We start from the raw sequence: 21,190 nt of genomic DNA on the forward strand, positions 1-21,190 counted from the left end.
TATTATTTTTTCAACCCAAGTATGCTAAAGAAAATGCTAAACAAAATAATTTGAACCCCTAATAACATGCTTGTAATCGCAGGAATCACAACGCGTAGTGTGTTCGAATTATTGATATCCCCAAAGTTAAGTTCTTGCCAATAACTATAAGCAACTACACTAAGCACAATTCCAATAATTACAAACAATGCGCCAACGATTAAACCTTTTTCCAAATTCAGTAATTTAAATTGCTTGTCGTAATTTCTCGACTTTGGAAGCAATCCGTTTTCCACGGTAAATACCTTTGTCAATCCGTAAAAGAGTATAAATTGAAATCCAATAAGTAGACAGGCTGTTGTAAATAATAGGGTATGGACATCAAAAGTGATTGTATTGATAGTCACAGGTTGTGCAATCAATATGATTGAAGTAATTAAACCAAAGAGCATTAGAATTAATCCAGGAATAAAAAACAACCATTTGGGGCTGTACAATAGTAAAAATCGTAAATGTCTCCATCCGTCACGCCACGTATTCAAATGAGGCGGTCGTGTTCTTCCGTCTGGGGAAAGAATGGTAGGCACTTCTGTAATCTTAAGGTTGTTCAAGCTTGCCTTTACGATCATTTCACTGGCAAATTCCATTCCCGTTGTTTTCAGATCCATCTTAAAAAAAGCTTCCTTACTAAACCCTCTAAGACCGCAATGGAAATCACCAATTTTTACTTTAAAGAACAGTCTACCAATAAAGGACAAAACGGGGTTGCCTAAGTATTTATGTAAAAAAGGCATAGCACCTTTTTTAATGCCACCTTTAAACCGATTCCCCATAACAAGATCAAAGCCTTCCCGTAATTTTAAAAGATACGGCATCATATTGCTGAAATCGTAACTATCGTCTGCATCGCCCATCATAATGTAGGTCCCTTTGGCTGCTGTTATGCCACCAATAAGGGCATTCCCGTATCCTTTATCAACCACATGTACAACTCTGGCGTCGAGGTTTTCTGCAATTTTTTGAGACCCGTCTGTGCTACCGTTGTCGGCTATTACTACTTCTCCGTGTACCCCTTCCCTTTTAAAGAAAGCCTGTGCTTTTTCTATGCATACCGCGAGGGTTTCGGCTTCGTTGAGACAGGGCATTACGACGGATAATTCAGGTTTCATTTTTCGGAATAAATTTTTTCAAAAGTATAATTAATATTAAGAGCCCGAAGAAATAATTGTAAAATAAATACCGCATAATGGAATGTGAAGCAATCGCAACCACCATTGCATTAGACAGAATGAGTAATGTGGCAAGTAGTACAAAGCCATTCCGAATGCTGAACTCCCGCAAGGTTTTCCGGAAACTAAGTAGTGCCACTACCATAACAAAGCACAAGATAAAAACCGATTTAAAGCCATGAATAACTCCGGTTATATAGAGAGAAAGCCATTCGTAAAAATTCTTAGAAATGAGCGTAGGAAACATCTCCTTACAGGCCGCTTCTATTTTAAAGGTTTCGTTGGGTGGGCTAACTCCCTGGTCTCTATAATATGCCATACCATATTGGTGTATGTTCTGGTTACAAATTTTCGGAAAATTATCATGGAATACCTTGTATTTATCTTTGTAGCTACCCTCAATCTTTGAACTAAGTAAATTCATACTATCCAGTCGACGATAGGAAGATTTATAGATTTCCTTGTGATCTTTATCTGTTAGAAAGTGAAAATCATTGGCTCCTGAAACAAATAGGGGTAAAGTAATCGCATTCACATAACTGTATGGTGTTGATTCAAAAAAGCCGTAGAAAATAAACCGATAAGTTTTATCCAGTGTGCCAGCGATAATGGGCAGCATCAGTAATAGTATCAAATACATAAAGCGTCCTTTCTTCAGAAGCTCCTTTTTCATCTTCAAAAAATATAAAAATGCTATGATGGGTGCAAAAATTATAAATTGCCCTCGTGTAAGTGCCAATAATAGAAATGTGAAAGATAGGTGCACAATTTTTATTTGTTGATTTCTGAATAGAAAATCGATCCCAAACGAAATTGCAAATAAGTACAAAGGATATGCAATACCTTCGGAAGTAAGGTTCACCGCAATTTCTATTGGGTAGAAATAGGGGAAGAGCAATACTACTATTAAAAGAATCTTAAAACCTGCCGAAAGTGAAAATAAGGTGCTGCAATTTTTAAAAATTACATAAATTGCACTGAAACCAAAGACCAAATGACCGGCTATCGCCATAATATCGAAGAGATCCCCAAAGACAAACTTGAGTGATCTTAAATAGATAATATACCCGGGAAATCTGGTGATATCAGCACGTAGATAGCTATACGTATCGGGAGAATAAACTGGCTCCTGAAAGATAAAAAATAGGAACGAAAGTGTAAATGCAACTAAGAGAAACTTGTTTTCAAGTGGTATTTTTCTTGGTAATGAAAAAAGTTTACTCAATTTAGAATATTTTTAAACGTTATAGTATTCCAGATAAATGTAAAAATAATTTTAGTTTTACACTTGGGAACCAACAACTGTTTTTTGAAAAACACAACCGCCAAAAGCACACCTGAAATTCAGGTTCGAAAATATACTCCACAAGATAGATCAGCTTGGGATAACTTTATAAATCAGGCTAAGAATGCCACCTTCTTGTTTCAACGCAGATTTATGGAATATCACAGCGATCGTTTTGAGGATCTTTCCTTATTGGTTTTAAAAAACAACAAGCTCGTGGCCTTACTTCCTGCCAATTGCAGTGGTGATATATGTTATTCACATCAAGGACTTTCTTATGGAGGTCTGGTATTAACCAAAAAAGCCAAGTTCAAAGAGTCACTAGATTATTTTAAGGCAGTACTCACTTTTTTGGCTGCTGAAGGCATTTCAATATTGCAGTTGAAGTTGTTGCCGAAAATATATCACTCACTACCTGCAGAGGAACTGGAATACCTTCTCTTTTTAACAGAAGCCAAGTGTGTGCGGACCGATATTTCGAGTACAATCGACTTGAATAGCCCAATAAAAATTCAATCCAATAGGCTGGAAGGAGTAAAAAAAGCTCAAAAAAATAGATTGACCATTGAAGAAGGAACAAATTTTGAAGTTTTTTGGAACGAGATTTTAATTCCGAATTTACAGGAACGACACGGCGCCTTGCCTGTACATTCATTGGATGAAATTACTCAGCTTACCAATTATTTTCCGGAGAACATCGTACAATTTAATGTCTTCAAAGGAGACAAAATCGTTGCCGGAGCTACGATTTTTGAAACCGAGCAAGTAGCGCATGTACAGTATATTTCGGCGAATGCCCAAAAACAACAATTGGGAAGTTTAGACTTTTTGTTTCATGAACTAATTACCCAGAGGTATAGACATAAGCGTTATTTCGATTTTGGTATCTCAAATACCAACCAAGGGAAAAATGTGAATGAAGGTTTGTTGTACTGGAAGGAATGTTTTGGAGCACGGAGTACGGTCCATCAATTTTATTCCATCGAAACATCGAAGTATTCCAACCTTGAAAATGTATTTATATGATCCCTTTTCTTGATTTACATAAAATTAATCAGCGTTTTGAAGCCTCCTTTAAAGCACGTTTTCAAGAATTTTTAGATTCGGGCTATTATATTTTGGGGAATCAAGTAAGTGCGTTTGAATCTGCTTTTGCAAATTATTGTGAAGTAAAACACTGCATTGGTGTGGGAAATGGTTTGGATGCCCTGCGATTGATACTGGAAGGATATAAGGTACTAGGGAAGTTGGCTGAAGGTGATGAAGTGTTAGTAGCCTCGAACACGTTTATTGCAACCATACTCGCCATCAAACAGGCTGGATTGGTCCCGGTACTGGTGGAAGCAGAGGCCGAAACCTTTAACTTCGATATTGAAAAACTGGAGAAGGCCGTCACGAGCCAAACCAAGGCCGTCATGCCGGTTCACCTTTATGGGCAACTAGCTCCGATGAATGCAATACATACAATTGCTTCTAAGTTTGATCTTTTGGTTATTGAAGATGCGGCGCAAGCGCATGGCGCCAAAGACGAAAATGGAACAAAAGCCGGAAATTTGGCGGATGCAGCAGGCTTTAGCTTTTATCCTACAAAAAATTTAGGTGCTCTGGGAGATGGTGGAGCTGTCACGACCAATGATGATGCATTGGCAACGGCAATTAGAAAGCTTCGAAATTATGGAACTACTTCAAAATATGTAAATGAGTTGGTTGGCTTTAATTCCCGACTTGATGAAATACAAGCCATATTTTTGATCTGTAAACTCCCCACATTAGATTCAGACAACGCGATTCGTAGGGAAATAGCGAGGCGTTATATTTCAGAAATAAAAAATAATAAGATCGTATTGCCAAGATGGCGAGTTTTAGAAGACCCTGTTTTTCATTTGTTTGTGGTCCGAGTGAAGGACCGATTGAAATTTTTGAAATATTTAAAGGAAAACAAAATAGGCTGTTTGATTCATTACCCCATCGCGCCACATCAACAGGAGGCACTTGTTGAATTTTCGGGAGTCACTTTTCCGGTTTCAGAACAGATTCACCAAGAAGTGGTGAGTATACCTATGAGTCCGGTGATGACTGAAGATGAGGTAACGACTGTCATTTCGGTCTTAAACGCATATTAATTGAAGCTACCTGAATTTATACGGTCGAATGTCCTGCTAAAGATGACCTCTTTGAATGCTGTTGTGATTAGTATTCGGCTGGTAATTGGACTATTCATTCAAAGATTGATGGCCGAATTGTTAGGAGAGGTAGGATATGCTCGCACAGGGCAAATACGTAGCCTATTGCAGATGCTTACCTCTATTACATCGCTGGGGGTATTCAATGGTGTGGTAAAATATGTTTCCGAATTTAAGGAAGATCGGGAACAACTTCAAAAATTATTTTCCACATCCTTTGTCTTTGTAGCAATAGGCTCTGTTTCTTCATGGGTCGTACTCTTCTTTTGGTCCAATACCATTAGTGAGTATCTATTCAACACCATCGAGTTTGGCTATATTATAAAGCTGATGGCTTTTGTGGCACCTATTATTGGTTTTCAAAGGATATTTAACGGCGTAGTAAACGGGCTGTCCCAATATAAGAAATTTGCCAAGATCGAATTAGGCGCCTATCTGGTGAGTGCCGTTGTGATGGTGGTTTTGTTATACAAGCACAATATTGATGGGGCTTTAATCGCCATTGCTGTTACGCCTGTGATTCAGTTTTTAGTACTGTTATTTATCTTTATCAAAGTACTTCGTGAATATGTTCAATTCTCAAAGATTTCTTTTCGAATACCTATGTCGAAGGAGCTACTTGCTTTTTCATTGATGTCTTTTGTATCTACTATTTTATTAGGGTATGTTGAAATAGACATCCGAAATATGATTACCGATCGTATTACCGAAGCCGACTCGGGTATCTGGACAGCCATGACGACACTTTCTCAAAATTACATGGTATTTTCTGGTGCTATTTTCACCCTATATGTAATTCCGAAGTTCGCTACAATTTATACCAGAGAAGCTTTTCAGAAGGAAGTTTTCTCAATTTATAAAACGATCTTACCCTTATTTGCTATAGGAATGATCGCTGTATTCTTTTTACGCTATCTTATTATCGATATAATTTATCCGGGTTTTGATGAAATGGCGCCACTGTTTAAATGGCAGTTGATGGGTGATTTTGTTCGGCTAGCCTCGCTGGTTTTGGCATATCAATTTTTGGCGAAGAAAATGGTGCGAAACTTTATCTTTTCAGAAATCCTGTCACTTGGTTTGTTTTATGGATTGGCCTATTATTTTACCGATATCTATGGTTTGGAGGGAGTAGTACTAGCGCATTTTGTACGTTACATCATCTACTTTATGGTAGTGATTTTCTTGCTTTGGAGATACTTCAATAATAAAAAAGATAAGCCGGAAGCTACGCCTTCTGCCACGTAGTAATAAAGGAATTTGCAATCGTTCTAGCATCGTGGTGTTTTTCTACGAATGCCCTCGCTTTTCTTCCAATTTGAGTGATACGATTCGGCTGTAACAGTAACTTCTCGAGTTCGTGCGCGATCAATGCTGCATCCGGAAGTGCGTTGATGGCAACTGGATCCTGCAATTTATAAAAATCCATAAAAACCCTTTCGGCTCCTGTAAAAACTACTTTGCCCTTGGCCATCGCTTCCAAGGCGTTGTAACCTTGATCATAACTCAGTACTTGATCCAATACAATATGCGCCTTGTTATAGGACTCTATATACTCTGCATAGGGAATGTTTTCAGCGACAGTAAGATTAATTCTTTCGGGATATTTTTGCTGAATTATAGCCAAGGCTTTTTCAAAATAGGCGATACCCTTGGTGTGATAATTACTCCTGTTAATCCCTAAAAAAACCTCTATTTCACCATTTATGGGAACTTCTTTGTACTCTAAGGAGTCAAGGACAACGGGGTTTGGAATCAATCCGAGATATTTTGGATGTCCTTTAAGCGGAAGATGATAATCCACATCGGATGCGATAACTCCGTCTATTTGTGTGTATAAAAATTCGTGTAATTCTTTAAATGGCTGACTTACATATTTCAATGCAAAATCGAAATGGGATGCCGGGACAAGCCCGTCTTTATATGCTTTTAAAAGTGAGTAAGGGAGTGCATCACTTAGGGCATAGGAAACACTTTTAAAATCAGCTCCACAAGAAAGCAAAAACAGCTTTTGATTGTATTTTTTTAAAAATGAAATTACTTTTTTTTCATCCTTCGGTTCTATTCCAAATGGACTTTCATTGATGAGCTGGACGATGTCGTAGCCTTTGAGTTGTTCGCTATAACTAAAGAACTGTCTCAGGATAGAAATAGAAGCAATATGCACACCAAAAAGCCTATACATACCAACCAGAATTTTTCTGCCAATTCCGGTGTAGAATTTTCTTTTAAGCTTAATATCTGCAGGATAGTCTTTAAAATAGTCCCCGGTAGAGATCAGGGTAACACTATGGCCAATAATTTGCAGACCTTCCTTTAAAGAATTGTGCAGTCTACTGTATTCTCCCACTAAGAGTATCTTCATAATTATACTATATTTGGCACTAATCTTCAGCTCAAAAATACTATTTATTGATGACGCAGCATGCACCCGATAAAAGATTTAAAGTCTGTCTGGTTTCTATTTCACTGGCCAGAGGTGGGGCAGAACGATCGTGTGCACTACTTTCCCAGATGTTGTCGAATGAAGGTCACGATGTACATATTGCACTGTTAAATGATGAAATTGATTTTCCTTATTCAGGAACCATATTCAATTTAGGGCTTTTAAAGGATAAGAAGGATACGGCATTAAGGCGTTTCCTCCGCATTAAAAAACTGAGGCGTTATTTACGTCTACATCAATTCGATTTAATCATTGACCATCGCGGTAAAAATGAATACCGTCGAGAACTTTTTTATGCAAAATATATTTATAAAGGAATTAAACGAATGTATGTGGTACACAGTGCAAATTCCGCCTTGTATTTTACACAGTTTCCTAAAAAGATGGCAAAAATATATCGTCAAAATACCCGTACAATTTGCGTTTCGAAGTTCATTAAAAATAATGTAGAAGTTAGGCTAGGAATTAATAACTGCACCACTGTTTACAACGCGTATGATCCTAATTGGGGTAAGAATGAGGAGAAGGTACCTGAAACACTTATAAATAAGGATTATATTTTAAGCTATGGGCGCCTGGATGACAGCGTAAAGGATTTTAGCTTTTTATTGCATTCCTTTTCGGTTTCAAAGGTATGGGAGCAAGGAATTTATTTGGTTATTTTGGGCGATGGCCCCCATAAGGAAGCTCTTATAAAACTAAGTACTCAGCTGGCAGGTGCCGATCACATTCTGTTTTTACCGTTTACCAATGCTCCATTCTCAATTATAGCAAACGCCAGATTTGTAACACTTACTAGTTATTTTGAAGGCTTCCCCATGGTGTTGGTCGAATCACTATCGCTAGGAACTCCCGTTGTGTCTTTGGACATAGAATCGGGGCCGTCTGAAGTAATTGTTCACCAAAAAAATGGCTTGTTAATTCCAAAAAGAAGTATACCTTTATTTGCCGAAGCTATCTCGACCATGAGTTTTGATGAAGTGCTTTATAAAAAGTGCAAGCACAATGCAAAAGCTTCGGTGGGGGATTTTTCGACAGTGATAATTTCTCAACAATGGAACCAATTATTACATGATGCGTTATCCTAATTTAGAAGACATAGAGCTAATAGATATCCCAAAGATTAGTGATCCCGATGGAAGAGGGAATCTTTCGGTCATTGAAAAAGAATTACTTCCTTTTCCCATAAAAAGAGTGTATTACTTATACGATGTACCCAGTGATTCTTCAAGGGGCGGACATGCACATCTAGAGCTTCAGCAATTTTTAGTTGCTTTGAGCGGTAGTTTCGATGTGGTATTAGACAACGGAGTGGATAAAAGAATAATTACCCTCAACAGACCTAATAAGGGGTTAATAATTCCGAACGGGATATGGCGTGAGTTGGAAAGTTTTTCGGCGGGCGCGGTATGTCTTTCTTTGGTAAGTGATGTCTATAAGGAGGAGGATTATATACGCGAATACGATGCGTTTCTCTCATTTAAACGAGGTCAATCTAATCCCTAATTTTTCAGCAAAACCCTTACTTTTAATTAAGAGTCGTAAGAAATTTCTTGGTTGTCTAAGTAAGTAACGTTGTCTTCCCGAGAGATTGTCCCGATCAATTTTTTCTGAATATTTTTGAAAAGCAATCTTGTCGTTCGCTAATTTATGTTGAATGGCGAATGAATAGCTATTGAGGTCTAAATATTTTTTTAAATATATATTGTCTTTGGCTATCGCTTCATATTTCGAAATATCCATATAGTTCCTTGTTAGCGTTGGCGTATGTGAGATACGATTGCTTCCGTCCAAATTATGCCTTGCCGAGACAGTTGTTGAAAAGACCAAAGGTGCCTTTAGTGCAGCCCGAATCCACAGATCGGTGTCTTCGCCGGCGCCATGTGTAATAGCAGCATCGAACCCGTTTAATTCCTTAAAAAATGTAGTTTTAAAACAAACTGCAGAGGTCCATGCCAACGAATTAATCAGACTATTTTGAAAGTATTCATCTACAACCCCTTTCCAGCCCTTTGGTTTTTGCATAATGGGCGAAATCATTGGAGCAATGAGCCTTTCATTCGATTTACGTTCATAGGCCGTTGCATACCATTGTTGATCGGGGAATTTTTCGGTTAGGGAATTTAAATTTTCGAGATGGTGCGGATACCAGTAATCATCGGCATCTAGAAATGCGACAAATGGCGAATTGGCTTTTGCCACCCCAAAGTTTCGGGTTTTTGCAACGCCCTCATTTTTTTTACTGAAATAGGAAATGCGGGGGTCTTCTAATTTTTTAACAACAGCCTCACTGCCATCCGTAGAACCATCATTAACCAACACAATCTCAAAGTCGGAAAAAGTCTGTAAAAACACACTGTTCAAGGTGTTTAGAATATCTCTTTCCTTATTATAGAGCGGTATGATCACCGAAAACTTAGACACGATGCTTATTTTTTAGTTGTATATAATAATGGAGTCGGTACAGATCGAACCAAAACAAATTTGGATGGGTTGAGTTGAAATTCCGTTCCATCATTTTTTTAAAAGGGGCAATCATTAATCCGAATAATGACAGAAGCCGCCACTTTTTTAACCGAAGATACGATTTCTGAATGGGCCGAATCCCAGGTTGCAGAAGCTTACTATTTTCTAAACGAACGGTAGTTTCTACTGCTTCCAGAGCCTTTTGCACAAATTGTTTGTTCGATTCCAAGCCTAGATGATACACCGGATTATCTATGTGTGTAATAGCTATCTTATGCTTCTTCAGCAATTGTTTAAAAAGTAGATCCATGCCGTAGGATTGCTGTTGTAGCTGTTCATTGAGTGCAATGAAAATTTCTTTTTTAATTAAAAGACAACCCGAATTTACGGTTTCATATATATTTTTCTCTCTTTCTGTCACCGTTAAACTTTCTCGCGAATGCCCATATTTCCAGCGTAGTAATTTATCAGCTTCAGGAACATCATCAGCATATATTATACCTCCAAATAGTAATCCAGCAGCAGGTAATATATCGACAAACCGTTTTAGAAAATCGTCGTATTTTGGGAATACATCGGCATCAAGAAATAATAGGTTTTCATAGCTTGCATTTTCAGCGAGTTGATGACGGGTAGCAGTCCTGCCCAAGTTAATTTCTGAACGTATAAATTGCGTATTGCCAAATTGCGCTATTTTTTCATTTTCCAAAATACAGGAATCCGATGCATCATCCAGAACGATAATTTCATAAGCAATCTCTAGGTTGGCGGCCTGTCGATGCACTTCCGTCACTAATGTGAATACATTATAGTTGAAGGTAGGAATCAAAATAGAAATAGCCTCACTCATTGTTACAAAAATAACGAAAGTACATTGGGTTATAACTGGCAGAGTTCACTTTTTATTATTAAAATCTAAATATTATAAAATTGGATGTAAGTTCTGGCTAATTAGGGGGATTGTTTGTAGATTGCCATTCACAAACATGCTTATCCAATTTCATGCTTTTTAACACACTGGACTTTGCGTTATTCCTGCCTTTGGTGTTGCTTTTGTATTGGACGCTATTTCGGCGCGACTTACGTTGGCAAAATATTTTTTTGGTCCTTGTAAGCTATATCTTCTATGCGTTCTGGGATTGGCGTTTTTTGTCGCTTATTTTTCTGAGTTCCTTGGTCGATTATTTAGTAGGTCGACAATTAGGAAAAAGTGGTTCACCGCTAAAGCGAAGGCTTTTATTATGTATAAGTTTATTCTTTAATTTGGGCCTGTTGGTGGTCTTCAAATATTTTAACTTCTTTGTTGATACTTTCGTAGATACATTTGCCTTATTTGGAACAAAGTTCAACCGAAGCAGTTGGAATATATTATTACCGGTTGGGATTAGCTTTTATACCTTTCAAACCCTAAGTTATACAATCGACATTTACAGAAAAAGAATACAACCGACCAGTGATCCCATTGCTTTTTTTGCCTTTGTATCATTCTTTCCACAGCTAGTGGCCGGACCCATTGAAAGAGCTTCCAATTTACTGACTCAATTTGAAACCAAACGTTTGTTTCATTATAAAAAAAATGTTTCAGGGTTGCGGTTGATCCTGGGCGGATTATTTAAAAAAATGGTGATCGCAGACAATTGTGCGCTGGTTGTGAATACAATTTTCGAAAACTATCAAGATCAATCCGGCAGTACTTTATTTTTTGGAGCGGTGTTTTTTGCATTCCAGATTTATGGCGATTTTTCAGGTTATAGCGATATCGCAATTGGAGTTTCAAGATTATTGGGCTTCGATCTTATGCGAAATTTCAACTACCCGTATTTGGCGCAAAACATGTCAGATTTTTGGAGGAGATGGCATATTTCCCTTTCAACCTGGTTTAGAGATTATGTGTATATTCCATTAGGTGGAAGTAGAGTTTCTCGGACTCGACTAATTGTTAATATTCTAATTGTTTTTTTGGTGAGTGGCCTTTGGCATGGAGCCAACCTAACCTTCGTGTTTTGGGGTTTTGTTCATGCGTTGTTTGTTATTCCTGTGGTGCTGTTTTTTAAGAAGGAGGCGGCTTTTAATGCATCAAGGAAATGGCCAACCCTAAGAGAAATTATTAACATTGGATCCACTTTTTTTGTTGTGGTTATTGCATGGGTCTTTTTTAGAGCCGAAACCATCACAGATGCTTTTCAGTATCTAGAAATTGTTTTTTCAAAATCACTGTTTACAAAACCCTATATCCCTCGTATTGGTATCTTGTTGCTTTTCTTGTATATGGTGTTTGAATGGATGCAACGAGATAGAGAGCATGTGTTGGATATAGGATATATCGATTCAAAATTGCTACGGTATAGTATTTATTATTTGGTGGTGTTTGGTATATTTTATTATGCAGGTAATTTGCAACCATTTATCTATTTTCAATTTTAAAAATGAGGGGACTTTATAAAAAAATAATACTTTTTCTTATCCCGGTGCTTCTGGTCTGGGGAGGGGTGGAGTATTTTTATCGTACCACAGAAACCAACTATACTTTTAAACACGAGCAAATTGTTGGTGACTATAAAGAGTCCGCTGTCTTGCTCTTTGGCAATTCTCACGCCTTATACGGTTTAAACCCGGATTATTTCTCGCCAAAAACATTCAATATCGCTAATGTGAGTCAGAGTCTTTATTTCGATGAACTACTTTTCAATAAACATGTAGATAGGCTGCCAAACCTTAAGGCTGTTGTACTCACTATAAGTTATTTTAGCCTCTCACAAGAAGACAATACCTCAGAAGATTTATGGCGAAAGTATTTTTATCAGAACCAAATGCAATTGAAAGTTCCTATTGTTTCAAATTACGATGTAAAAAAATACAGCCTGGCATTGGCGAGACGATTCAATAAATCTGTTGAAATGATTCATGAATATATTGAGAATGGAACGAATGTCACTTGTCACGAAAATGGATACGGATTTCAGGACGCTTCAGATATAGTTGAAGACAAAGAGCAGATTACACCCATCATAGTGAATAAACACGAAGACGGACTTATAGATTTCGAAACCAATACCCAACGACTTCAGAGAATAATAACGGCCTGTAAACAACGTAATATAATGGTCTTTTTAGTGGAAATGCCTGTGTATAAGGCCTATTATGAAGCACTTAATTCAGATAAAAAGGAAAAGATAGTTACAACGCTCGCTAAACTTCAATCGGAGAATGAAGATGTTATCTATATTAAATTGTCTCAAGACCCGCGTTTTAATAGTGATGATCTACGAGATGCAGATCACTTAACAAATGAAGGTGCTAAAAAATGTAGTCAACTCTTAAATAAAATTATAATGGAAAAAATACAGTGGGATTAAACAGTTTTCTGAACGACTTCGAATATCTGACTCTCATCACATTTGAGCGTTTTGGACGGATACTTCAGTAATAAGGCATAGTCGTGTGTTGCCATAAGTATAGTATTTCCGTTTCTGTTTATTTCCTGAAGGACTTCCATAACTTCTACACTTGTTTGAGGATCTAAATTCCCGGTGGGTTCATCTGCCAATATGAGTTCGGGGTTATTTAACAGAGCCCTTGCAATGGCTACTCGTTGTTGTTCTCCTCCCGAAAGTTGATAGGGATACTTAAAGCTCTTGGTTTTCATACCAACTTTATCCAAAACTTCATCAATGCGACTGCTCATTGCCGCTTTGTCTGTCCACCCTGTAGCATTTAACACAAAAAGTAAATTATCCTTGACGGTTCGCTCGTTTAATAGCTTAAAATCTTGAAATACAACACCTAATTTTCTTCGGAGAAAGGGGATATCCTTTTCTTTAAGCGTAGACAGATTATATCCCACAATTTCACCTTCGCCCTTTTGAAGTGGAAGATCTCCATAGAGCGTTTTCATAAAACTGCTTTTTCCCGTCCCGGTTTTCCCAATTAGATACACAAATTCACCTTTTTCCACCGAAATCGTCACATCGGAAAGTATCAAATTCTCTCCTTGAAAAATAGAAGCTTCTTTTAAGAATAAAACAGGTTGGGACATATATTAAGTTTTTTAATATGCAAAACAAAGGTATTATAATGCAATTGCTATTCAATAAAAAGAGTCCTTAAATTTTCAGCGAATGGTTTTCATTTTTATGCCTGAATGAAATTTTGACAACGATCACTTGCCCCGAGGGTATATTTAATTTAATTGAGCCCGCTTCAGGGTATTTAAATTGTTCACTTTTAATTATCTTATTTGACGAATTCAGTACTTGAACAAAATAATTTTCATTACTTTTTTTGTCGTTTATAAGAGGCCTAATATATATGGCCTTTTCTTCCTTTTTATAGGCTACCTCAAATTTTATATCGGATTCTAATGAATCGGAAGTATCGCGCTTTTTATATATATCGACATATTGTTTTGGTGGTTTTGGAAAACACTCTTCTGTTGGGATATCCGGGTCAATACTTAGTTTCATAAATCCTAATTTATCGGGTCTAAGAGCAGTGTTAGGCTTTAATACAATAGAATTCCTCGCTTTAAAATCCACGGTAGATGAATCTCTAAAAGTTTGATTCCGAAGTGTAATATTATAGGGAGCGTTTTCTATTTTAAAATTAAAACGGTAAAAGTCTCTATTTTCGATTTCTAAATTTCCAAACAACGCTTTCGTTTCTCTGGCCATCTTAACGGCTCGATATGCATCTACTCGGCCACTCCCTAGACCGCCTATAAATCTCTCATTTCCCGGCAAGACTTCAATATCTTCTGAAGATAGCTTTAATATACTTTCCGCTTCATACGATGACAAACAGTAATTCACCGACCATATAAGTCCAAGTACACCTGTAATGTATGGCGCTGCAGCCGAAGTTGCCCCTCCCACTACAAAGTCATATCCGCAAAGTTCATGGCCAATTAAATAGGTGCGTGCAGGTGCCGAGATATCAATTGAGGGATTGTAGCGCATCACCCATTGAACATATTTTGCCGTAATATTTTGATCTTTATCAACAGAAAATTCTCGCGCATGCCGGTCTTTAAGATAGGCGGTCGCTTCAGTACCTTCTTTTCCAATAAATATATTTTCAGAAGGTGCTGAGAATTCTGAAAAAACACCTGTTACAGAAATTACTTTTTCAAAGGAAGCCGGATATCCATTGTCGTGAAGAACCACTCCATTTCTTTTACAATCATTAGTGTTTCCTGCGGCAGCAACAATAATTATTCCGTCATCATAAAATTCATTAATTCTTGCCTCAATATTTTCGTGATAGGTTCCCATATGACATAACACCCAACTTGTATTGATCACTTTCGCACCGGCTTCCACTAATTCTTCAATTTGTTTGAAACTTCCATAACTTGTCGCAACCACATCGCATTCGGCACATATTCCCGGTCTTCCAACAGCATTATCCATTCTTGCCACTGCGATCCCGGCGACGTTTGACCCGTGTGCGCATGTAAGTCCTTTACTTGAGTTGGAATATTTAATATAATTTGAAATTCGTCCGGCAAAATCCTGATGCATAGAATCAATTCTGGCATCCGAGATACCAATAACTACCTTTTTCGAACCTTTAGTAATACCCCAGGCCTGCGGTGCCTTTATAAGGTCCAAATCGTACAATGCGCTTGTAGTTCCTAAATTTTTCACAGGACTGGTAGCGCCGTAATCATTGGGATAATAAGGACCTTCGTTAGGGTAATATTGGTCAATTCTAGTGTATTTCTTTGGGAAATTATACTGTAAGGAACCTAGTAATTCTACGCGGTTCGTTACGATATTGTAAACCGTTTTTAGTAAAGAGTCTTTGGTATTTGGAAATGCCTTTTGAAGTTCAAATACTTTATATTCTGAATAGATGTTGGTTTCTAGATTATTTTCTCGACTTACTACTTTTAGCGTACCGTCCTCGTTTTGGGATACCGTAAGAAGATCCCCCTTATCTATATTCGAGTGAAAATAGTACCTGTCTTCCATTTCGTTTTGAGACAAAAGGCCATAGGAAATACAAAAAGTAAATACATAAAAGAAGATCCTTTTCATCAATCTTTGAGTGAATTTAATTTTTCAAGCTCTTCCATTATAGTGTCCAACTGTATTTGCTGCTCCAGGGTATACAGCGTCAGTTCTTCTATTTTCTGAAGCAACAACAGATTCATTTCTTTTAATGAAATCCCGTTCGCTTCAAGTTGTTGTGCCGAAGGGATTCCGGGTAAATGATGCGCTTTTTCAATATAAGCGGCCACTTCTTCCAAGCTGAGCAGCGCATAGGTAGGATTCAATTTCGAAGCACCTTCAAAATAATGCTCAAATACATAATCTGGGGCTACAGCACCGTTGAGGTCCACCAGCACTTCCTGCGTATGGATTTTGCCTTTTACGGTGAGTAATTCATCGGGCTTTTCAGTGCCAATTCCAATCTTGCCATCCTTTTCGGTTAGATTTTTAAACGTATTTCGCTGAGCAAACAACGAAACGGAACAAAGCATCAAACAAATAATTACAATATTTTTCATAGACTAACACGGTATTAATTCAATTCAGCTTAAAAGTACTGCATTTTTTTAAGAAGCCATATCTCTGCTAAAAACTCATCCTCCTTTTGTATACTTATCGCCCAATTGAAACGTTATAATCAAGGCTAGAGAAAGGAAATAGTATATTGAAATCTTGTAAAGGAGTATGTTTCAAATAGTTGAAACCACAGCTCAAATTGTTCATTTAATTGTTAAAAAACTTCAAGATTTTAGTATCGCTCTTCTCGCCTAACTTGTACTTTTGAACGCCTTAAATAAAGTAAATAAAATGCTTAGAAACCTCATAGCTGTTTTTCTTTTCCTACTTATTTCCGTTACTTCCTTTTCGCAGCAAACCGCCGTATTTACCAACGAGTTGGTCGATTACAATAAAGCCCTGGAGTTGTACCGGAATAATCAGTTTCTCGCCTCCCAAAATCTATTTACCAAGGTAAAGCATAGTGTAAAAGACGAAACCATTCAGGGTGATTGTGCTTATTATATCGCCAATTGTGCTGTTCGCCTCAACCAACAGGATGCCGATGCCCTGATGGAAGAATTTGTCACCGAATATCCCACCAGTATCAAACGCAACGAAGCCTATATCAATGTGGCCAATTATTATTTTGAAAATGGCAAATACTCCTATGCTCGAAAATGGTACGATAAGGTGGATGAGTCTAGTGTCCCCCGAAGTGAAAGGGACCGTTTCTATTTTAACAATGGCTATGCCTATTTTAAGAACAAGCGCTATAGTGAAGCCAAGAAGTATTTCAATCGTGTAAATACTTCACAAAAGTACGGGTCGCAGGCGAAGTATTACCTCGGTTTTATTGCGTATGAAGGCGATGATTATCAAGAAGCCAACGAACTTTTCGAAGAAGTAAAGAACGAAGAGCGCTATGCCGAAGGACTTTCCTATTACCAGGCCGATATGAATTTCAAATTGGGAAATTTCCAAAAGGCAATTGATATGGGCAAGGAACAGTACGACCAATCAAATCCGGTAGAGAAAAGTGAGCTTTCCAAGATTATAGGGGAGAGTTATTTCAACCTGGAAAAATATGCTGAAGCCATACCGTATTTAAGGGAATACAAAGGAAAACGCGGTAAGTGGAACAATACCGATTACTACCAGTTGGGCTATGCCTATTACAAACAAGGGGACTTTCAAAGTGCCATAGGGGAATTTAATAAGATCGTGGATGGGCGTAATTCGGTAGCGCAAAATGCCTACTATCACTTGGCCGAATCCTATCTGAAACTCGATCAGAAGCAACAGGCTTTAAACGCTTTTAAAAATGCTTCCGAAATGGATTTCTCTCCCGAAATTCAGGAGGACGCCTGGCTCAATTATGCCAAACTCAGTTACGAGATAGGAAATAGTTACCAGAGTACGCCACAGGTGCTTCTTTCATTTATGGAGGCCTATCCGAACAACAAGAACAACGAACAACTGAAGGACCTGTTGATCGATTCCTACCTCACTTCTAAAAATTATAAAGCGGCCATCGAATTGTTGGAGAATAACAAATCCTTTGAAAACAAATTGGCCTATCAAAAAGTAACCTTCTTTAGAGCCACCGAGCTATATAATGAAGGAAATTATCGCGAAGCGATTTCCTACTTAGACAAATCCTTAAACGAACCCCGCGATCCACTGTATACAGCTCGAGCCACCTTTTGGAAAGCCGAATGTGACTATCAACTCAATAATTTTGATGAAGCACTTATTGGGTATAAACAGTTCCTTCAGTTACCCGGAGCGGCCAAGGCGCCCGAAATGGAAAATAGTCACTACAATCTCGCGTATAACTATTTTAAGCTGAAGAACTATTCCGAAGCGATCAACCAGTTCAAAATATACGTGGAATCCTCCTCTTCAAATGGAGCTCGTAAAAAAGACGCCTACCTTCGCTTGGGGGACAGTTATTTTGTAAGCAGCCAGTATTGGCCGGCAATGGACAATTACAACAAGGCCATCGAACTTGACACCCCAGATGAAGACTATGCCGCGTTCCAGAAGGCAATTAGTTACGGATTTGTAGATCGCGTGCAGAGTAAGATCGACGGACTGCAAGAGTTTTCAAGAAAATACCCCAGATCGGTATACCGCGATGATGCCCTATACGAATTGGGTAATACCTATGTTTCTCAAGACAAGACAAACGATGCAATTGCCACCTATGACAAACTCTTAAAGGAACAACCCACCAGTAGCTATGTATCGCGCACCTTGCTGAAAAAGGCGCTGATCTACGACAATACCGGAAAAAGCAATGAGGCGCTCAATCTCTTTAAACGTGTGGCCAAGGATTTTCCGTCTACTACCGAAGCCTTGCAAGCCGTGGCTTCCGCCAAGATTATTTATATCGACCAGGGACGGGTGGACGAATATGCCAACTGGGTAAAGTCATTGGATTTTGTCGATATTGAAGATGCCGAAGTAGATGATGCGACCTATCTGGCTGCCGAACAACCTTATTTAGAAAACAAGCCGAAGCAGGCATTGCCACGGTTCGAGGCGTATTTGAAGCAATTTCCAAACGGCCAACACGCCTTAAAAGCCCATTTTTATGCAGGACAGTTGTATTTTGCTGAAAATGCTTCGGAAAAAGCCATTCCGCATTATGCCTTTGTGGCGGGGAAGGAGCGTAGTGAGTTCAGCGAGCAGGCCTTGGCGCGTATTTCAGAATTGTATTTGGGCAAAAAGGACTATCAAAATGCACTGAAATATCTGAAACAATTGGAGGTTGAAGCCGATTTCCCCCAAAACATCATTTTTGCACAAACCAACAGCATGAAGGCGAGTTATGAGCTCAAGCTATATCCCGAAGCGGTTGCCTATGCAGAGAAGGTACTTCAGAATTCCAAGATCGATAACGCCATTAAAAGTGATGCACAAATCATCATTGCTCGTGCTGCCATGAAAACCGGGGACGAAAGCAAGGCAAAAATGGCCTATGCTGAGGTTTCAAAAATTGCTACAGGACAGCTGGCTGCAGAAGCCCTGTTTTACGATGCCTATTTTAAGAATAAGGATAGCAACTACGAAGCCTCGAATGCTTCGATCCAAAAATTAGCCAAAGATTATAGCGGATTTAAATACTACGGTGCAAAAGGGCTGGTGCTTATGGCAAAGAATTTTTACGCCTTGGAAGATGCCTATCAGGCCTCTTATATTTTGGAAAGTGTAATTAAAAATTTCACCGAATATCAGGATGTCGTAGACGAAGCAAAGGCCGAATTGGCCGTTGTAAAAGCTTCCGAAGCAAAAACCAATGCCTCTGTAGAAACAGACGGAAACTAAAGTCATTTCAGAAATAAATTTATCCAGACAACATGTTAGAAAAACGTTTAGCCTCACTTTTAGTTATAGTTGTTAGTTTTTGTACGGCACCCTTTTATGCTCAGGAAGGCGATCTGGGGACCGAAGTGGTTAATATTGTAAAACCCTATACGCCTACCATCTCCGATGCCTTTAAGGTAAAGGAAACACCGGTGCTAAATGATTCGGTCAACGCCCAAAAAAAGGAGGTGAATTACAGCATTTTTTCGGTGCCTGTGGCCTCTACTTTTACCCCCGCCAAAGGGAAGGCGGCCACTGTGGAAAAAGCGAAGCCCATAAAATTATACGATAATTATGCGACCCTTGGTTTTGGGAATTATACCAGTATTCTAGGTGAACTGTATAGCAACTTCGAGCTAAGTAGAACCGACAATGCCGGTTTCTTTTTTCGGCATAACTCATCACAGGGCGATATCGATGGCGTACTGCTAGAGAACAAATTTTACAACACCAGTTTGGATGGAAATTATTCCAGCAGACAGCGCGATGCGTCGTATCGTCTGGATGCAGGTGTCAAACATCAATTATTCAATTGGTATGGGTTGCCCGATAGTTTTGAAGAGCAATTAATTTTGTTAAATGAAACCTTCGATGTACAACAAACCTATTTCAGCGGATATGTAGGTGGAAGCATTGCTGTGGATGAAAGCTTTTTCGATAAGATTTCGGCCAAGGTGCAATTCTTGAGTGATGCCTACGGCTCTTCCGAATTCAATATCAACACACAACCTGAGTTTTCCTTTCCATTGACCGATTTCACCCTAAAAATTGATGGCGATGTAGATTATCTTTCGGGCAGTTTCGATCGCATATATTTTGCCGAAATACCAATAGACTATAGTTTTTTAAATGCGGGAATCGCGCCGTCTTTGGTGTATATCAATAACGATCTCACACTTTCGCTTGGAGTAGCGGCCTACCTAAGTATGGATTCCGAAGCCAGCGATACCAATTTTTCTATCTATCCGCGGATCAATGCCTCCTACCGCTTGGTGGATGAACTCCTCATTGTCTATGGCGGTACCGAAGGCGGTCTCGAGCAAAATACCTATTACGATCTAAAAGAGATAAATCCGTATGTTTCGCCCACCTTATTCATCATGCCTACCAAGAATTTGTACAATGCCTTTGGAGGATTGAAAGGGAAACTGTCCAATTCGGTAGGATATAACCTTCGAGCTTCCTATGGCAAAGCCGAAAACAAAGCACTTTTTCAAATCAATCCCATCAACGATATAGCCCCTACCGAAACCTATCAGTACGGAAATTCATTTCAAGTGGTCTACGATGCTATCAATACATTGTCGGTGTTTGGCGCGTTACAAGTGGAAATTTCCGAAGCCTTTTCACTGGGGATCAATGGAGAATATTTTAGTTATAACACTACCAACCAAGCCGAAGCCTGGAATTTACCCGATTTAAAAGCAACCATCTTTTCCAATTTCAACATTACCGAGCAGATGTATGGAGGTGCCTCATTATTTTATGTAGGTGAAAGAAAAGACCAAATCGTGGCGTATAGCCCGTTGATAGACCCGTTTCCAACCGTAGTTACCTTAGACGGCTATGTAGATCTGAATGCACATTTTGGATATAATGTAAACGACCGACTTTCAATCTTTCTGAAGGGAAGTAATTTGTTGAGCGATAATTATTTGAAATGGTACAATTATCCGGTACAGGGAATACAGGGATTGTTGGGAGCCACCTATAAGTTCGACTGGTAGCCGCATAAAAATTTT

17 protein-coding genes are annotated in these 21,190 nt (G+C 38.6%); 9 read left to right on the plus strand and 8 right to left on the minus strand.

Going from position 1 to position 21,190, the window contains the following annotated elements; translation table 11 throughout:
- Positions 1-2 precede the first annotated feature (2 nt).
- Entirely contained in the window at positions 3-1,148 is a 1,146-nt protein-coding gene (locus K8F54_RS12395; RefSeq protein ID WP_290791425.1) for a glycosyltransferase family 2 protein, read from the minus strand.
- Positions 1,138-2,433, minus strand: a complete 1,296-nt coding sequence (locus K8F54_RS12400) for a hypothetical protein (RefSeq protein ID WP_290791426.1) — start codon at positions 2,431-2,433, stop codon at positions 1,138-1,140. Before K8F54_RS12400 ends, K8F54_RS12395 begins: the two co-directional genes overlap by 11 nt.
- Positions 2,434-2,517: 84 nt before the next feature.
- On the opposite strand from K8F54_RS12400, the gene K8F54_RS12405 reads away from it, so the two are divergent.
- From K8F54_RS12405 to K8F54_RS12415, 3 genes are read left to right on the plus strand one after another with little or no spacing between them, the layout of a single operon-like run.
- A complete protein-coding gene (locus K8F54_RS12405; protein WP_290791428.1) occupies positions 2,518-3,519 on the plus strand; it encodes a GNAT family N-acetyltransferase in 1,002 nt (333 codons plus the stop codon).
- Positions 3,516-4,616 (plus strand): DegT/DnrJ/EryC1/StrS family aminotransferase, encoded by a 1,101-nt coding sequence (locus K8F54_RS12410; RefSeq protein WP_290791430.1) that lies wholly within the window; start codon positions 3,516-3,518, stop codon positions 4,614-4,616. The genes K8F54_RS12405 and K8F54_RS12410 overlap by 4 nt, the downstream gene beginning before the upstream one ends.
- Positions 4,617-5,924 (plus strand): O-antigen translocase, encoded by a 1,308-nt coding sequence (locus tag K8F54_RS12415; RefSeq protein WP_290791432.1) that lies wholly within the window; start codon positions 4,617-4,619, stop codon positions 5,922-5,924.
- On the opposite strand, the gene K8F54_RS12420 is transcribed toward K8F54_RS12415, so the two are convergent.
- Complete coding sequence (locus K8F54_RS12420) at positions 5,905-7,041, minus strand: glycosyltransferase (RefSeq protein WP_290791434.1); 1,137 nt, start codon at positions 7,039-7,041, stop codon at positions 5,905-5,907. The two genes, K8F54_RS12415 and K8F54_RS12420, sit on opposite strands and share 20 nt — an antisense overlap.
- Before the next feature lie 50 nt (positions 7,042-7,091).
- On the opposite strand from K8F54_RS12420, the gene K8F54_RS12425 reads away from it, so the two are divergent.
- Together K8F54_RS12425 and K8F54_RS12430 are read left to right on the plus strand one after the other, a co-directional pair.
- The gene (locus K8F54_RS12425; protein WP_290791436.1) at positions 7,092-8,210 is read left to right on the plus strand and encodes a glycosyltransferase; all 1,119 of its coding nucleotides are present in this window, start codon (positions 7,092-7,094) and stop codon (positions 8,208-8,210) included.
- A complete protein-coding gene (locus K8F54_RS12430; protein WP_290791470.1) occupies positions 8,197-8,628 on the plus strand; it encodes an FdtA/QdtA family cupin domain-containing protein in 432 nt (143 codons plus the stop codon). Before K8F54_RS12425 ends, K8F54_RS12430 begins: the two co-directional genes overlap by 14 nt.
- Here K8F54_RS12430 and K8F54_RS12435 read toward each other — a convergent pair.
- The gene (locus tag K8F54_RS12435; protein ID WP_290791439.1) at positions 8,599-9,546 is read right to left on the minus strand and encodes a glycosyltransferase family A protein; all 948 of its coding nucleotides are present in this window, start codon (positions 9,544-9,546) and stop codon (positions 8,599-8,601) included. The genes K8F54_RS12430 and K8F54_RS12435 overlap by 30 nt on opposite strands.
- Positions 9,539-10,438, minus strand: coding sequence for a glycosyltransferase (locus tag K8F54_RS12440; protein ID WP_290791441.1), 900 nt, complete (start codon positions 10,436-10,438; stop codon positions 9,539-9,541). Before K8F54_RS12440 ends, K8F54_RS12435 begins: the two co-directional genes overlap by 8 nt.
- Positions 10,439-10,590: 152 nt before the next feature.
- Between K8F54_RS12440 and K8F54_RS12445 the strand changes: the two genes are divergently transcribed.
- Together K8F54_RS12445 and K8F54_RS12450 are read left to right on the plus strand one after the other, a co-directional pair.
- Positions 10,591-12,012, plus strand: coding sequence for an MBOAT family O-acyltransferase (locus K8F54_RS12445; protein WP_290791443.1), 1,422 nt, complete (start codon positions 10,591-10,593; stop codon positions 12,010-12,012).
- Between the two features lie 2 nt (positions 12,013-12,014).
- Entirely contained in the window at positions 12,015-12,944 is a 930-nt protein-coding gene (locus tag K8F54_RS12450) for a hypothetical protein (protein WP_290791445.1), read from the plus strand.
- On the opposite strand, the gene K8F54_RS12455 is transcribed toward K8F54_RS12450, so the two are convergent.
- The 3 genes from K8F54_RS12455 to K8F54_RS12465 form a co-directional block, all read right to left on the minus strand.
- Positions 12,941-13,624: an ATP-binding cassette domain-containing protein gene (locus K8F54_RS12455; protein WP_290791447.1), complete on the minus strand. Its 684-nt coding sequence runs from the start codon at positions 13,622-13,624 to the stop codon at positions 12,941-12,943. The genes K8F54_RS12450 and K8F54_RS12455 overlap by 4 nt on opposite strands.
- Before the next feature lie 67 nt (positions 13,625-13,691).
- The gene (locus tag K8F54_RS12460; protein WP_290791449.1) at positions 13,692-15,626 is read right to left on the minus strand and encodes a S8 family serine peptidase; all 1,935 of its coding nucleotides are present in this window, start codon (positions 15,624-15,626) and stop codon (positions 13,692-13,694) included.
- On the minus strand, positions 15,626-16,099 hold the full coding sequence (locus K8F54_RS12465; protein WP_290791451.1) for a tail fiber protein: 474 nt from the start codon (positions 16,097-16,099) through the stop codon (positions 15,626-15,628). The genes K8F54_RS12460 and K8F54_RS12465 overlap by 1 nt, the downstream gene beginning before the upstream one ends.
- 289 nt (positions 16,100-16,388) lie before the next feature.
- Between K8F54_RS12465 and K8F54_RS12470 the strand changes: the two genes are divergently transcribed.
- The gene (locus tag K8F54_RS12470) at positions 16,389-19,409 is read left to right on the plus strand and encodes a tetratricopeptide repeat protein (RefSeq protein WP_290791453.1); all 3,021 of its coding nucleotides are present in this window, start codon (positions 16,389-16,391) and stop codon (positions 19,407-19,409) included.
- A 32-nt stretch (positions 19,410-19,441) separates the two neighbouring features.
- Complete coding sequence (locus tag K8F54_RS12475) at positions 19,442-21,175, plus strand: TonB-dependent receptor (RefSeq protein ID WP_290791455.1); 1,734 nt, start codon at positions 19,442-19,444, stop codon at positions 21,173-21,175.
- The last annotated feature ends 15 nt before the right edge of the window (positions 21,176-21,190 follow it).

Origin of the sequence: Altibacter sp. (genome assembly GCF_019913785.1) — a bacterium.
In the GTDB taxonomy this organism is placed as follows: domain Bacteria; phylum Bacteroidota; class Bacteroidia; order Flavobacteriales; family Flavobacteriaceae; genus Altibacter.